Raw genomic sequence first — 292 nt, 5'->3', positions numbered from 1 at the left:
CTCGATTGGAACTCTGGAATTATTAGTGATGGATGACCTTCAGCCGTTGCAAAAAAGGGTGTTGGTAGAGAAGCATTTAATTAGTCCGTATCTTGAGAAAAATGCTGTATTAGGTGCATGTATTCTATCAGAGAATGAAGAAGTCAGCATCATGGTGAATGAAGAAGACCATATTCGGATTCAATGTTTGTTTCCTGGGCTACAAATTTCAGAAGCAATGAAAGTCGCCAATGAAATTGATGATCATATCGAAAAGCAAGTAGATTATGCATACGATGAACAGATTGGTTAT

Annotated in this window: 1 pseudogene; it reads left to right on the top strand. The window is 37.3% G+C overall.

Annotated features, from left to right (window positions below):
* Positions 1–292 (top strand): annotated as a pseudogene (locus PZE06_RS28570) (ATP--guanido phosphotransferase); the annotation flags it as partial.

Origin of the sequence: Robertmurraya sp. DFI.2.37 (assembly GCF_029211245.1) — a bacterium.
Lineage (GTDB): Bacteria > Bacillota > Bacilli > Bacillales > Cytobacillaceae > Robertmurraya > Robertmurraya methanolica_A.
Note: the sequence above shows the minus strand (reverse complement) of the source record. Positions and strands in the feature narration are given on the sequence as shown.